The sequence below is a fragment of the Paenibacillus prosopidis genome (genome assembly GCF_003337375.1).
In the GTDB taxonomy this organism is placed as follows: domain Bacteria; phylum Bacillota; class Bacilli; order Paenibacillales; family Paenibacillaceae; genus Pristimantibacillus; species Pristimantibacillus prosopidis.
In genome coordinates this window covers 121,634-135,319 of sequence record NZ_QPJD01000012.1, presented here as the reverse complement: position 1 = coordinate 135,319, position 13,686 = coordinate 121,634, and the positions used below count along the sequence as shown (strand labels likewise).

Below are 13,686 nucleotides of genomic sequence, written 5' to 3'. Positions count from 1 at the left end.
ATCCTGTGCAGAAGCAAAACCTCAAGGAGGTCTTTTCAGGTCATGGATCATCGTAAACGCATCGAAAGTCCATCAGTCGAGCGTAGAAGACTAATCGAGAAAAGGATGGAGATGATTGCGTTTTTAATTAACCAAATGAATGAGGAGGAGAATAACGAGAAAAGCAGCAAAGAAGAAATCAAGCGCAAAAGCATAAAGGACTACAGCCGGATCATAAGATTGAATTGGCTAAGCCTGGTTGTTAATAAAGTTCACCGTATGTTTCCATAACCAAACATAGTATACTGGAATTATGTTGAAATATGCGGAGGAACGATTGTGAACGATTGTATTCCACTCATTGGACAGCAAATGCGCAAGCTTGTTCAGCGCTGGTTTACAGCTGAGCCGCTTGTGCGTTATGCTGAGCTTTTTATTGAGGACAAGCTGCAAGAATCGACGAAGTTCGGTCAACTGACCATTATTCACTATCGAATGTTCGGCGGTACGGAAGAAGTCGTCTATCAAGCGGCGGCAGCAGTCGAACTGTTTATTCTGGCATCAGACATATTAGATGATTTACAGGACCAAGATGCCCCGGCTAAAGTATGGATGCAAGTACCGCAGCCTGCCGCGATTCATGTCGCATCGGCGCTTCTTACGTTATCGCAGCAGGCGATGCTTGAATGCGCAATGGACAGTGAGACTCGAATTGCACTTGCGGAGATGATGAATGGCCAAATCCTCCGGGCTGCCAATGGTCAAATGATCGATATTATGAACGAGATTACGGATGAGCAGTCATATTTTGACATGGTCAAACAAAAATCAGCGGCATTGCTGTTATTTGCTTGTATGACAGGCGTTATGCTTGCCGGCCAATCTTGGCATTCCACCGTAGCGGAATATGCGACGGAGGTGGGCATTGCCGCGCAAATCCAAAATGACCTGCGGGATTTGTTGCGCTGGGATGACAAAAGCGACTTCTTGAAGCGCAAGCGTACGCTTCTAACTCTTTATTTAATAGAAGGGGAAGCGGAAGAGGATCGTTGGATTAATGATTATTTTCAAGGCAAGTTATCTGTCGATGATGTAGCACTAAACCGTGAGCGCTTCCGGGAAGCATGTGAACGGACAGGAGCTATTTTATATGGATCTGTCATGAGCCGCATGCACTATAACCGTTTTGAAGAATTACTAGGCTCTATACAGGAAGCAAGTCCTTGGAAATCGACATTTTTACAGATATTAAACCAAGAAACTGCATAATTACAAACCACGCAAAAGCTCTTTCGGTAAATACGAATCAGTTTTGCGTTTTCTGTCGATTCTTTTCCTGTTATAGTAGAAAGGTATTATCTATAGCAAATTTTAGAAGAGAAGCGGAGGAGTTACAATGTTGAAAGAAACAATTCGTCAATTGGTAAGCAGTACGGAGAAGATGTCCATGGCCATGGGTGGACAACTCCAATTAGCGGGTGTATCTGCAGCCGAACAAAAGGCTCTTCTTGGTGAACTAAACAATAAAAACAAAAAAAGCAGCGGCTACGCTTACGTTTGGAGCTAAAATTTTCATTTTGTTCGGAGGGAAGAGGACTTCATGAGATCAACTCTATCAAACCGCATCCTATTAATCCTCTTCCTAGCAGTTCTAGCAGCTTCCCTTTTATACCTGACAGCTGTTATTGTACGAATTCCAACGATAGGGGCGGTTTTGTCAAAGGAGCCTGATAATCGCTATATTGTCAAATCGATTGAACCGGCTGGGCAAGCTGAATTAAAAGGTATTCGAGTTGGCGACCAAATTTTAGAGGTAAATGACCGCCCGGTCGATGAATTTCAAAATGTTTTAAAATATAATTCTATTGAGTATGCCGACCATGTACTCGTACTACATAAAGATAAGGTGCAGCAGCTCATATCTTTTCCAAAAGGATGGTCGGGCGAGCATTCTGTTTGGGAATTGATGATCCAATTGTATATTCCGGGAATTTCACTTGTCATTTTTTGCGCTTTTTCAGGATTTCTTTACGCTAAACGCAGAAATGACAAAGCGGCTATCATGCTCATCCTGTTTTTTATTTCAATTGGGATTAGCTATTATAGTTCAGCTGCTTCGTATCGAAGAGATCCTATAGGAATATCGGTTATATATGCTGTCCTTCCTAATATTCCTTTGTTGTTTATGAGCTTTATGAATAATTATTTGCAAAGATTTGATGTTCATTTTATTAGCAAGAAAGCCTTGCGTGTTTTATTTGGATTAGTAGGCTTAGTGAGTATTGTAAGTCTGTTATATATTTGGACAAACCTATTTTCGATTAAAATGTATAACTATGTACAAGCGGCCTTTAGCGGAGTGGTGCTACTAGGTAATTTGATATGCGCTTATAAGCTGATACGCAAGTTTATTAAGCATCGTCACACGAAAATGCATTCACTTTTTACAATTACATTGATTTCACATCTTGTCGCATTTACACCATTCGCAACGATGAATTTGCTTCCTCAAATTTTTGGCGAGAGGCAGATTTTACCTGCTGCATTCACAGCGCTCTTCCTATTCGTACTTCCTATCGTATATTTCTATTTATCGACCTCCAACCAGCTGTTTGATATCGATTTTATTTTAACGAGATTTAAGTACTATACAGCGTTAGCTTTGATTCCATCTATTCTTATAGCGGCATTGGTGGCATTTGTAGTATTAGGAGAGAACAATCCGTCTTGGTCCGTATGGTTTGGCATATTTATTGTCATTTACATCGGAATGACGTTGTTTTTATATGTGAAGGAGCAGATTGATCAACGGTTTCGTCCGAAGCTGTTTAAGGCGATGTACAGTTACCAGGATAGCCTTGACCGATTTTCACGTAAAATTGCGAGGGTTATGAAGCAAGCGGACTTGGAAGATGTATTGAAGCAAGAAATAACAGAGCTGCTTCCGGTAAACCGAATTACTTTTTTGGTAGTTGAACAATCGGAGAATATTGTATTTCCGATAGGTGAACAGCCAGAGGAGCTCATTACAGCTGAATTTTTGCTGGGCACTGTTAGTTCGCTTCAGCTTGGCGAGCTGATTGAATTGCCTTACGGATTGGGACTCGTTATTGGCAGACAGCGTTCACGATACCACATATTATGGATTGGAATGAAAACAAACCATACCCGATTTAACTCGGACGAGCTTCGTTGGTTAAAAACGATGTCTAACTATGCGAGTATTGTTTTTGAAAATTTATATCTAATTGAAGGGCTGATTGAGGACTTGGAATCTGAGGTTCGTAAGGAGCATTCCACCTCGCCTTGGGTGCTTCGCCTGCTTTTCTGTTTGTCAGAAAACGAGCGTAGAAAGCTTGCTGCAGATTTGCATGACTCAGCACTTCAGGATCAGCTGCTCTGGTACCGTAAGCTTGAAGCTGTAATGATGGATCATCCGATTTCCACTAAGCTTGGACATGAGCTGGAAGACATTAAAGAAGGCTTGCTTGATGTTATACACCAAATTCGTGAAACCTGTAATGAGCTTCGTCCGCCGCTCTTGAAAGAAATGGGCGTTGTAGAAGCCGTGGAATCAATCATTGAGCATACTCAAATGCGTGTGAATTTTGCTGTCGATTTTCATGCTAAGGCGTTTAGCGTGGAGCTTAATGAGGAGCAAATTACGGCCATTTATCGGATCGTACAAGAATTGCTGCGCAATGCGGACAAGCACTCGCAGGCCAAGCTCGTTACGCTTGAGCTGGAGCAGCGCAACGACATGATTTATTTCCGCTATCAAGATGATGGCATCGGAATGGATGTTAATCATATGATTGCATCGTTCGAGCATATGGGCTTGTCAGGAATTAAAGAGCGTGTAACGGGCCTTGAAGGTGACATTTCATTTTATTCTCAGCGCGGTAACGGCCTTGAGGTTGTTATTATGTTACCGGAAATGATGACAACAGGCCGATCAGAAAGGGGGATATCGCGTGATTCGTATCTTATTAGTTGATGATCATCCTTCTGTCGGTGAAGGTACAAAGACAATGATTGAACAGGATAGCGAGATGTCAGTATCGGTTGTTTTATCTGCGATAGAAGCACTGGAAATTATACAAACCGAGCGGTTTGACCTTATTTTGTGTGATTTGAATATGCCGGGCATTAGCGGATTAGAGCTAACGAAGAGATTGATTCAACAGGATCCTGAACGGAAGGTCATTATTTATTCCGGTTACGAGATTGGTACACATTTCAATTTACTAATTGAATCGGGCGTATCCGGCTTTATTTCAAAGACGGCTTCAAGAGAACAGCTTCATAATGCGATCCGCTGTGCAATGCGGGGAGATGCCGTCATTCCAATTTCCTTACTAAAGCAGCTTAAACGGAATGAAGTAACGATTGGACGTACGGAAGTGTCTATCGAGGATGTTTCCATTACGGAAAAAGAGCAAATGATTTTGCATGAGGTCTCAACGGGAATAAGCAATAAAGAGCTCGCGGTTATGCTTCATGTGAGTCAGAGAAATGTGGAATATCAATTATCACGTATTTTCGAGAAGCTGAATGTACGGTCACGTTCTGAAGCGATAAAAGAAGCGCAGCGCCTGGGACTAATAAGCGTAGAGCAATATTAGCGGCATCATGGAAATGGAAACGGCAGGTCAAGGAAATCCTTGACCTGCCGTTTTGTATACGAGTACATAAATGAATGCCTCGCCTTAATAGGTCGCCGTCATCTGTTTAAAGCTTTGCTTAGCAGGCTGGTCATATAGCTGTCCAATCGTTCTATCATTAAATCGTCCGTTAATCCGGTTACACCGAAGGCAGTCCAGCCTGGGTATACGGTGGGCGGGCCAAAAAGAATATCAATTAACGATAAAAGATCCCAGAAAGGCTCATAGTGAAACGAAGCTCCGGCATGCCTCTGATAAGCAGACAAAAAACGGTCGGCAGTTGGAACATCATACAGCAAGGCTAAATTTAACCGACAGTGACCGATATCTATTCCGGCAGGGCCTTGGCAAGCGTTGACCCAATCTACAACACCGCTAACCTTATTCTGATTCCACAAAACATTAGTTGGATGATAATCCCGATGAATAAAGCAAGGTTTGTAGTTAGGGCGAGGTCCTCTGACAAGTTCAATAATATTATCCCAAAGGGCAGGATATTTCGACCAAGTTGGAGCCTGTAAAGAAGCAATGTCATTATAAGTAAAGTAGATCCATGGGTAATGATCGGCTTCAACTGCATGTATACGTACGAGAGCGTCGGCCATGCCGTTTAGCCACTGATCGACATTTGGCGGTTGCAATACAACGGAGCCATCGAGCTGTGTCATAAGGACGGAAGGCATCTCACACTCACTTCCGGTTTCATCAAAAGCGATAATTTGCGGTGTTTGTACAGCAACCTTCGCGGCGAAGCGAAGGCTTTCCGCTTCGTGCAGCGGCAAGTCAGGTTCATTAAGCAGCCATTCCTCATTGTCGAACTGCCTTAGGACAACTTTTATTTCTTTTTGATTTACTAGAAGCGAGATGCTATGAACGATGGACGACATGCCGCCGTGGAGCCGGTTAATGGATTGAACAGCAGCAGTAGAGTCAACGGATTCGATGACCCAATTCAGTACTTGATCCGATAGCGTATGCTCTGAGCTTGGCATCATTTGCATTCTCCCTTTCCAAATAGCTGCATGCTTGTTGTTACATATATTGCTCCCATTCTTCGTAGGCGGCAGTAAGAGAAGCTTTACGCTGTTCAATAGCTGCTTGAATTTCTTGAATCCGGATGTAGTCGTTGAAAATGGATGGATCAGTCAGCTGCTGCTCCAGCTCTGCAATTTGCTGCTCTAATGTTGCGATTTCCTGCTCCAATTGCTCTAGCTTCCGCTGGCGGTTGCGTTCTTCACGCTTCGCTTGTTTATCTGCTTCATAGGAGCTTGCCGGCATATTCTCGGAGGATGCTGCTGCTTTGGAGCTGATTGCCGTTTGTTTTGACAGCGTTTCCAGTCGTTCCTCTTCTATTTCACGTTTTTTCTCTATCATTTCGTCATAATTTCCTAGGAAATGATCGGTTCCCGACGGTTTTAGTTCGACAATACGCTCAGCCATCTTATTTAGGAAGTATCGGTCATGAGAGATAAAGAACAAGGTTCCTTCATAATCAAGCAATGCGGCTTCCAGCACTTCTTTGCTAAAAAGATCGAGATGGTTTGTCGGCTCATCCAAAATGAGTACATTTGCTTGTGCCAGCATAAGCTTGGCGAGAGAGACACGAGCTTTCTCGCCGCCGCTTAGCGATGAAATCCGTTTTAAAACATCTTCGCCACTGAATAAGAAATTTCCAAGAACGGTGCGGATGCGTGCTTCTTCCATATGGGAATAAGTTCCCCATACTTCTTCGAGAACCGTATTTTGTGGATTAAGACGCGTTTGCTCTTGGTCGTAATAGCCGATTTTGACGTGGGTGCCAAAACGAATCGTTCCGCTGGTAGGTTCATTTTGACCGACAATAACTTTTAACAGTGTTGATTTTCCAATTCCGTTAGGCCCTATTAGAGCAACGGTCTCGCCACGCTTAAGCTGGAACGATACGTTCTGGAACAGAGGCTTTCCGTGCCCGGCAAACGTAACGGATACGTCATTGACGTCAAGCACGTCTTTGCCTGTTGAACGTTCGATTTCAAAGCTGAAGTGAGCTTTTTTCAAATCGCCGAGCGGCTTATCCAGACGCTCCATCTTGTCCAGCGTCTTGCGTCTGCTCTGCGCACGTTTGGTTGTTGAGGCCCGCACGATATTGCGTTGAACGAATTGCTCCATGCGGGATATTTCGTCCTGCTGCTTCTCGTACTGCTTCATATTAATTTCGTATTCTGCCGCTTTCAGCTCCATGTAACGGCTGTAATTCCCGGTATACCGTTTGGAGGAGCGACGCTCGATTTCAATAATGGTTTGGGCTAACGCATCAAGAAAATAGCGGTCATGGGATACAACCACAATGGCGCCTGAATATCCCCGCAAATAGGATTCCAGCCATGTCAGCGTCTCGATGTCCAAATAGTTGGTTGGCTCGTCGAGCATAAGTAATTCAGGAGATTGCAGCAAAATACGCGCTAACGCAAGCCGTGTCTTCTGGCCTCCGCTAAGCGTTGAAATAACCGTATCAGGCGGAAAGCTGCCAAAGCCCATTCCGTGAAGCACGCTGTTTATTCGCGTATTCATTTCGAAACCGCCTTGCTCACGGAACCAATCGGAGCGCCGGGCGTACCGCTCCAGCGTATCCGTATACCGCTTTTCATCTTCATGCAGCGCGGGATCAGCAATTTTCATTTCCAATTCACGAAGCTCCTGCTCGGCTTCGATTAAATGTGAAAATACAGCGCGCATCTCCGCTTCGATCGTCCTATCGGAATTCAGGCCGCTGTTTTGTGCTAGATAACCGATTTTAGTCTCTTTTGCTTTATGAATATCACCGGAATCAGCTGACATCTCGCCTGCAATAATTTTTAACAACGTTGATTTGCCTGCGCCATTTACGCCGACGAGTCCGATTCGTTCCCGCTCCTGTACCTGCATTGAAATATTGGATAACACGACATTGACGCCGTAGCTCTTAGTAATGTTTGAAACCTGCAGCAGCATTTTGAAACCTCCACCAAATAATTGTAACGAATGGAAACTTCCATTCCTAAATAGTGTACCATAAACGAGCGCCGGCATTGGCGAAAGTTCCATAACAGTGGTAAACTAAAAGTAATGAAATAAAAAGATGGAAGTAGAATAGGTGACTGCTTTTGGCTGAATGGAATCAATCAGGCGATAAAGCGTACATACGCAATCAGATGGCACAGAAGCGCAACAGCTTATCAGCCCTGCAGCGCGAACAATGGTCCAAGGCTGCTTGCATGAATGCGGAGGCTTTGCTAGAGAGCAGATCAATAGCAGCATTCATGGCATACGTGCCGTTTCGAAGCGAGCTCGATTTAACGAAGCTTATCGAGTGGGGCTGGAAATCAGGACGGGAGATTATCGTACCGCGATGCATCGCGGCCGATCGTTCGATGACGCTTCATTATTTGCAAAGCTGGGATCAGCTTGCATCAGGAGCTTATGGTATTATGGAACCGGACCCGCTTGCGGCTCCGCCCTTAGAAAAAGGCTTTGTTCCGGATATCGTATTTGTTCCGGGCTTGGCGTTTGACCGAAAGGGAGGCCGGCTCGGTTACGGGGGCGGCTATTATGACCGGTTTGCGGCATCGCAGCTTGAATTGGCTGGTGAAGCAGCCCAAACCCTTTGGATAGGAACGGCATTCGAGGCGCAGCTTGTCGATGAAGTACCGCTCGAAGAGCATGACTTGCCGATGCATGGACTTATAACAGAGCGAGACGTTTACCTATTTTAGAGAATGCTTACGAACTTTATAAAAAGGAGCGATAATAGTGGAGCTGACGCATTTTAACGAGCAGGGCCGGGCGCGTATGGTGGACATCTCCGATAAGGAAGTCACTTCACGCACTGCAATCGCTCAAACGATGGTTAAGATGAACCCCGAGACATTAACGCAAATCAAGGCCGGCAAGGTAGGGAAAGGCGATGTGCTGGCAGTAGCTCAGGTTGCTGCGGTTATGGCTGCCAAAAAAACATCGGAGTGGATTCCTATGTGCCATCCGCTTCCGCTTACAGGCATTAATGTTGTGTTCAGCGATAATGGAACGGATGAGCTTTATATAGAAGGAACCGTGAAGACGACAGGCAAAACAGGCGTGGAAATGGAGGCGCTGACTGCAGTGTCGGCTGCTGCTCTAACCGTGTACGACATGTGCAAGGCGCTGCAAAAGGATATGATCATCGGCCCGACGCAGCTCGTATCAAAAACAGGCGGCAAAAGCGGCGATTATCGAATGTCGTCAAACCCATGATCGGACTAGGGATGGGAGGAATAGTAGATGCGGTGGAAGGTAGCGATATTAACAGCAAGCGATAAAGGTTCACGCGGGGAACGTGAAGATACAAGCGCACAGGTTATTCGTGAGTTAATAGAGGAAGAGCTCGGCGGCGAAATTATCGACTACCGAATTGTTCCGGATGAGCAGGATGAAATTATGGCCGCTATTATTGAGATGACTGAGTATTTCCATGCCGATCTCATCCTTACGACAGGCGGCACAGGTCTAGCTCCGCGTGATGTGACACCTGAAGCGACGCTTAAGGTAATCGATCGTGCGGTGCCCGGCCTGGCAGAAGCGATGCGAATAGGGGCGCTTCAGAAGACGAGAAGAGCGATGCTCTCGCGCGGTGTATGCGGAATTAGAGGCAGCTCGCTTATTGTCAATTTGCCAGGCAGCCCGAAAGGCGTTCATGAAAGCCTGATGGCGATTATGGATCAATTACCGCATGCACTGGGCATTTTATCCGGGCAACTGGGGGAACATAGCGTATGACTCATCCGCAGCATAAAACAGATGAAGCGGTTGAACAGCATGGTTCGACCGTACTAAAAGAAGTTTCTGTGTATGATGCGATTGGCATGCGGCTGGCGCATGATTTGACGCGTATCATACCCGGTCAGTTCAAGGGCCGTCTGTTCAAAAGAGGACATGTCGTTACGGAAGCAGATATTCCAAGTCTCCTCGATATCGGCAAAGAACATATTTATATTATGGAGCTGGGTGCGGACGAGCTTCATGAAGACGATGCGGCTATTCGAATGGCTGAAGCGCTTTACGGAGACGAGCTGCAATTGTCGGAGCCGCATGAGGGCAAAGTTAGCATAAAGTCAACGCTGCTTGGCTTAGCGCAGGTTGACGCAAGCATTGTCGAGGCCATTAATGGTCTGGGTGAAATAGCTCTTGCCACAGTTAAGACAAATACAGTGGTTAAACCGGGTGAGCCGATTGCTGCGACAAGAGCGATCCCGCTTGTTGTGCCGAAGACAAAGGTGGAGGCAGTGGAGAGGCTGGCTGCCGAATACCGGCATGCGAACGCCGGAGCGGCACCGCTGCGCGTACGTCCTTTTCGCAAGCTGCGAGTCGGGCTGCTGACGACCGGCGGCGAAGTATTCAACGGCAGAATCGAAGATAAATTCGGCCCTGCTGTCAGAGGCAAGCTTGAGGCATTTGGCTCCGAGGTTGCCGAACAGCGGTTTGCTCCCGATGACCGACAAACAATTGTCAAGGAAATACACTATTTGCTTGAACAACGGTATGATATGATACTAGTGACTGGCGGAATGTCGGTTGATCCCGACGACCGCACACCGGGCGCAATTAAAGCTTCAGGAGCGGATATTGTAAGCTATGGCACGCCGATGCTGCCAGGCTCGATGCTTCTTATCGGTTATTTGAACGGAGTACCGATTATGGGCTTGCCAGGCTGCGTGATGCATGATCCATATACGTCCTTTGACGTTCTTCTGCCGCGTATTCTCGCAGGAGACATCATCGTACGTGATGATATTATCAGCATGGGATACGGCGGTTTGTACAGATGTTAGATGCGAATGATAGCGAAGCTCATTTTACTTCGTAAATGATAAAGGAGGTTAACCATATGTCAGGCATAGGTGCAACGGGCATTATTTTGCTCGTACTAGTTGCTTTACTGCTGTTCGGACCGAATAAGCTGCCGGAGCTTGGCCGAGCGTTTGGACGTACGCTGCGCGAATTCAAATCCGGGGCAAGAGAAATGATGGATGAGGAAGACCGCAAGGATAAAGATTCTAATCGTGTAGAAGTAAACCGGTCGGAAAATAATGATAGAGACAATAAGCGGCTACCGGACTAATCGGGCCCGCTTTTTTCTTGAAATAAAAGGTTGGTAAGGCAAGCGTAAGGAGGTAAGCGCAGGTGGGAACGGAACCAAATAACAAGTCGGAGCAGACGTCCAGGAAACGGCTTATCCGTGAAGAAGGCCTGATGCCGCTTTTTGAGCATCTGGGAGAGCTGCGGAAGCGGCTCGTATATGTTCTAATCGTGCTTACGATAGGATTAGTAGTCGGTCTGATATTCGCAGAGCCCGCATATAACTTTCTGATGAGCCAAGAGCCGGCAAACACGATTTCTTTAAATACGTTTTCTCTATGGGACGGAATTGGCATGTATATGAAATTTGCGCTCGTCATCGCATTGATATTGGCGCTTCCCGTCATTGCTTATCAGCTATGGGCTTTTGTAAAACCGGCGCTTCGTAAGAATGAACAACGTTCCACGCTGAAATATGTGCCTTTTGCTCTACTTATGTTTTTAATCGGCTTGGCTTTTTCGTATTTTGTCGTATTTCCTTTGGCATTCAGATTTACAAGATCCGTTTCACAGCATTTAAACCTTGTAGAAACGTATGGTATCGCGCAATACTTTTCGTTTATGTTTAATTTACTCATTCCGATTTCGCTGCTATTCGAGCTGCCGCTGGTCATTATGTTTCTAACGGCAATCCGTCTGGTGAATCCAAAGCGGCTTCGCAAAATGCGCCGCCTCGCTTATTTCATCATGGTGCTCATTGGGGTTATGATTACCCCGCCGGATTTTATATCCGACGTGTTGGTTGCGATACCTTTAATTTGCTTGTATGAGGTAAGCGTGTTTTTGTCTGGAACGGTATATAAGAAGCAGCTTGAGGCAGATGCCAAGTGGGAAGCGGAATACGGGGAATCATTAAATAATGCGTAACGGAAGAAGAGGACAGGTCCTCTTCTTTTTTTGTTGACAAAACTAGACACCAGAAGTAATATTTAAACAATCGTTTAAAACAGTTGTTTAAATAGAGAGTGGGAGTGGTGGATCATGAAAAATGCTTTGCAAGCTTTTATGAAACGTCCGACAACATGGGTTGGAATTATTACCGCGTTAATGTTTCAAGTTATTTTCTCGGTCATTTGGATGACGGGCTATAGCGGGGTGACTGACCGCGTTGAGCAGCTGCGTATAGCGGTTGTTAATGAGGATCAGCAGATGGGACAACAGATTTCGAGCGGCCTGATTCAAAATCTGCCCTTCGATATGACTCAAGTAGACAGCATAGAAGAGGCAAAACAGCAGCTTGACGAGCGTGCTCTTCAAATGGTTGTGTTCTTGCCTGCCGATTTCTCGCAGAAGGCGGCGGCAGCAGATGCATCTGCTTCAATTCAATATTTTATTAATGAGTCGAATCCTGTACTGATCAAAAGTATGATGAGCGGCGCAGCGGCGCAAATTACGGCAGAGGTTAACCGGCAGGCGGTAGCTGCAGGCGTTCAGAACGTTCTTGGCGGCATGAACATGCCGGCTGAACAGGCAGCGGCGGCGGCCCAAGGGCTTTCTGTGCGGGTAACGTCGGATATTCAATCCACGAATGTGGTGCAGGGCATGAACAATCAGATGGTACCCATGATGATGGTGCTCGCTTCCTATGTCGGCGCGATGATTATGGGAATGAATCTTGAGCAATCTGCGATGGCGGTACGGGCGAGCGTTGGCAGATGGGGACGTTTTGCCGCTAGAAGCATCATTAATGTAGTTGCAGCTGTATTCGTATCACTTGTCGGTTCGTCGCTTCTTGCTTCCCTTGGCGGACAAATGGAGCAGGGCTTCCTGCAGCTGTGGCTGTTCCAAATGCTGTTCCTGCTTACCTTCATGTTCGTTTCACAATTATTCCTTTACTTGTTCGGCATGGCCGGAATGCTGTTTAATATTATGGTGTTATCGGCGCAGCTGGTATCCTCCGGGGCAATCGTGCCGCGTGAGCTGCTCTCCGATTTCTACATTAATCTGGGTAACGCACTTCCGGCAACGTACGCGGTAGAAGGCAATATGAACTTATTGTTCGGCGGCCCTGGTATTGGCGCTGAGGCACTGGCACTTAGTATTATTGCAGTCGTTGCTATAGCGATTAGCGCATTAGCTGTTACGTTGAAACGGCAAGCTGTTCAGCAGCCTTCTGCCGTGATCGCCGGTCAAAGACAATCATGATCAGCCTGGCTTGCCGTTTCACCGGCTTTGCTTCAAAATAAGAAGAAATATGCTTTGTTGGGGGACCAAAGATGACAGCAGGAGATGCGGACATAAAAATAAGAATACTGTTAGCGGCCAAAAAGCTGTTCGCCCAATACGGCTTCGAAAAAACGACCGTTAGGCAAATATGTGAAGAGGCGGGAGCCAACGTCGCGCTCGTGTCGTATCATTTTGGCGGAAAAGAAAATATGTTTGGCGCTTTGTTTGAAAAATTTTTTCCCAATGATCAAATTGCCAAGGTAGATCCCAATGAAGATCCGGTTAAGGGTGTTGAGCTCCTTATCCACGAGGTGACGAAGTTTCGTTGCGCGGATCATCAGCTTGTTACTATCATTCAGCATGAAATTATTATGAATACCGGGCGCATTCAAAAAATAAGGGAGCATGTGATGCCGACGTGGAGACTGCTGCGCCATTGGCTTGAGCAGGGCCGGGAGCAAGGGCTGTTCCATTTTCGCTCGTTAGATACGACTTTAATGTCAATTGTCGGGATGCTGATCTTTCAAAGGCAAAATGCTTATTGGGGAGTTTTGCTCCAAGAGGAGCAGCCGGCGCTTGAAACGATGATTGAAGATTTGACGACGTTCATCATGGCCGGACTGCAATGCAAGGACAAATAGCAGGAAGTAAAGGATACCGTACGCGAGAATTCGCAGTACGGTATTTTTTTGCGAATATAAGAAAGTCAAAATAGCGGCATAGGTCATCAAAATACCGTTAATGAATA

General features: G+C 45.9%; 15 protein-coding genes. 13 read left to right on the top strand and 2 right to left on the bottom strand.

Annotated elements, in window-relative coordinates:
• Window positions 1-42: 42 nt before the first annotated feature.
• From DFP97_RS19370 to DFP97_RS19355, 5 genes are all read left to right on the top strand, one after another.
• Entirely contained in the window at window positions 43-270 is a 228-nt protein-coding gene (locus tag DFP97_RS19370) for a hypothetical protein (RefSeq protein WP_114381839.1), read from the top strand.
• A gap of 48 nt (window positions 271-318) precedes the next feature.
• Window positions 319-1,248 carry a polyprenyl synthetase family protein gene (locus DFP97_RS19365; RefSeq protein ID WP_114381838.1) on the top strand — a complete coding sequence of 310 codons (930 nt, stop codon included), beginning with the start codon at window positions 319-321 and terminating at the stop codon, window positions 1,246-1,248.
• Window positions 1,249-1,375: 127 nt separating this feature from the next.
• Window positions 1,376-1,546 (top strand): competence pheromone ComX, encoded by a 171-nt coding sequence (gene comX, locus DFP97_RS30845; protein WP_181873590.1) that lies wholly within the window; start codon window positions 1,376-1,378, stop codon window positions 1,544-1,546.
• A gap of 33 nt (window positions 1,547-1,579) precedes the next feature.
• Window positions 1,580-3,976: an ATP-binding protein gene (locus DFP97_RS19360; protein WP_114381837.1), complete on the top strand. Its 2,397-nt coding sequence runs from the start codon at window positions 1,580-1,582 to the stop codon at window positions 3,974-3,976.
• On the top strand, window positions 3,954-4,604 hold the full coding sequence (locus DFP97_RS19355; protein WP_114381836.1) for a response regulator transcription factor: 651 nt from the start codon (window positions 3,954-3,956) through the stop codon (window positions 4,602-4,604). The genes DFP97_RS19360 and DFP97_RS19355 overlap by 23 nt, the downstream gene beginning before the upstream one ends.
• Before the next feature lie 98 nt (window positions 4,605-4,702).
• Here the strand turns inward: DFP97_RS19355 and DFP97_RS19350 are convergent, their stop codons facing one another.
• Both DFP97_RS19350 and DFP97_RS19345 read right to left on the bottom strand, forming a co-directional pair.
• Complete coding sequence (locus DFP97_RS19350; RefSeq protein WP_114381835.1) at window positions 4,703-5,638, bottom strand: phosphotransferase family protein; 936 nt, start codon at window positions 5,636-5,638, stop codon at window positions 4,703-4,705.
• A gap of 37 nt (window positions 5,639-5,675) precedes the next feature.
• Window positions 5,676-7,613: an ABC-F family ATP-binding cassette domain-containing protein gene (locus tag DFP97_RS19345; protein ID WP_114381834.1), complete on the bottom strand. Its 1,938-nt coding sequence runs from the start codon at window positions 7,611-7,613 to the stop codon at window positions 5,676-5,678.
• A 152-nt stretch (window positions 7,614-7,765) separates the two neighbouring features.
• Between DFP97_RS19345 and DFP97_RS19340 the strand changes: the two genes are divergently transcribed.
• The 8 genes from DFP97_RS19340 (at window position 7,766) to DFP97_RS19305 (ending at window position 13,579) form a co-directional block, all read left to right on the top strand.
• Window positions 7,766-8,374 (top strand): 5-formyltetrahydrofolate cyclo-ligase, encoded by a 609-nt coding sequence (locus DFP97_RS19340; protein WP_245976428.1) that lies wholly within the window; start codon window positions 7,766-7,768, stop codon window positions 8,372-8,374.
• Window positions 8,375-8,411: 37 nt separating this feature from the next.
• The gene (moaC, locus tag DFP97_RS19335) at window positions 8,412-8,891 is read left to right on the top strand and encodes a cyclic pyranopterin monophosphate synthase MoaC (protein ID WP_114381833.1); all 480 of its coding nucleotides are present in this window, start codon (window positions 8,412-8,414) and stop codon (window positions 8,889-8,891) included.
• Between the two features lie 27 nt (window positions 8,892-8,918).
• The gene (locus DFP97_RS19330; RefSeq protein ID WP_114381832.1) at window positions 8,919-9,413 is read left to right on the top strand and encodes a MogA/MoaB family molybdenum cofactor biosynthesis protein; all 495 of its coding nucleotides are present in this window, start codon (window positions 8,919-8,921) and stop codon (window positions 9,411-9,413) included.
• Entirely contained in the window at window positions 9,410-10,465 is a 1,056-nt protein-coding gene (locus DFP97_RS19325; protein ID WP_114381831.1) for a molybdopterin-binding protein, read from the top strand. Before DFP97_RS19330 ends, DFP97_RS19325 begins: the two co-directional genes overlap by 4 nt.
• A gap of 56 nt (window positions 10,466-10,521) precedes the next feature.
• Window positions 10,522-10,755 (top strand): twin-arginine translocase TatA/TatE family subunit, encoded by a 234-nt coding sequence (locus DFP97_RS19320; protein ID WP_114381830.1) that lies wholly within the window; start codon window positions 10,522-10,524, stop codon window positions 10,753-10,755.
• A 131-nt stretch (window positions 10,756-10,886) separates the two neighbouring features.
• Window positions 10,887-11,639 (top strand): twin-arginine translocase subunit TatC, encoded by a 753-nt coding sequence (gene tatC, locus DFP97_RS19315; RefSeq protein WP_114381924.1) that lies wholly within the window; start codon window positions 10,887-10,889, stop codon window positions 11,637-11,639.
• Between the two features lie 114 nt (window positions 11,640-11,753).
• Entirely contained in the window at window positions 11,754-12,917 is a 1,164-nt protein-coding gene (locus DFP97_RS19310; RefSeq protein ID WP_114381829.1) for a YhgE/Pip domain-containing protein, read from the top strand.
• 71 nt (window positions 12,918-12,988) lie between these two features.
• Complete coding sequence (locus DFP97_RS19305) at window positions 12,989-13,579, top strand: TetR family transcriptional regulator (protein ID WP_114381828.1); 591 nt, start codon at window positions 12,989-12,991, stop codon at window positions 13,577-13,579.
• Window positions 13,580-13,686: the final 107 nt, after the last annotated feature.

What these genes read in the sequence shown, in the direction of transcription:
- DFP97_RS19370 (WP_114381839.1), top strand. Translation starts at nt 43, where the DNA reads ATGGATCATCGTAAACGCATCGAAAGTCCATCAGTCGAGCGTAGAAGA.
- comX (WP_181873590.1), top strand. Translation starts at nt 1,376, where the DNA reads ATGTTGAAAGAAACAATTCGTCAATTGGTAAGCAGTACGGAGAAGATG.
- DFP97_RS19360 (WP_114381837.1), top strand. Translation starts at nt 1,580, where the DNA reads ATGAGATCAACTCTATCAAACCGCATCCTATTAATCCTCTTCCTAGCA.
- DFP97_RS19350 (WP_114381835.1), bottom strand. Translation starts at nt 5,638, where the DNA reads ATGATGCCAAGCTCAGAGCATACGCTATCGGATCAAGTACTGAATTGG.
- DFP97_RS19345 (WP_114381834.1), bottom strand. Translation starts at nt 7,613, where the DNA reads ATGCTGCTGCAGGTTTCAAACATTACTAAGAGCTACGGCGTCAATGTC.
- DFP97_RS19330 (WP_114381832.1), top strand. Translation starts at nt 8,919, where the DNA reads ATGCGGTGGAAGGTAGCGATATTAACAGCAAGCGATAAAGGTTCACGC.
- DFP97_RS19325 (WP_114381831.1), top strand. Translation starts at nt 9,410, where the DNA reads ATGACTCATCCGCAGCATAAAACAGATGAAGCGGTTGAACAGCATGGT.
- DFP97_RS19320 (WP_114381830.1), top strand. Translation starts at nt 10,522, where the DNA reads ATGTCAGGCATAGGTGCAACGGGCATTATTTTGCTCGTACTAGTTGCT.
- tatC (WP_114381924.1), top strand. Translation starts at nt 10,887, where the DNA reads ATGCCGCTTTTTGAGCATCTGGGAGAGCTGCGGAAGCGGCTCGTATAT.
- DFP97_RS19310 (WP_114381829.1), top strand. Translation starts at nt 11,754, where the DNA reads ATGAAAAATGCTTTGCAAGCTTTTATGAAACGTCCGACAACATGGGTT.
- DFP97_RS19305 (WP_114381828.1), top strand. Translation starts at nt 12,989, where the DNA reads ATGACAGCAGGAGATGCGGACATAAAAATAAGAATACTGTTAGCGGCC.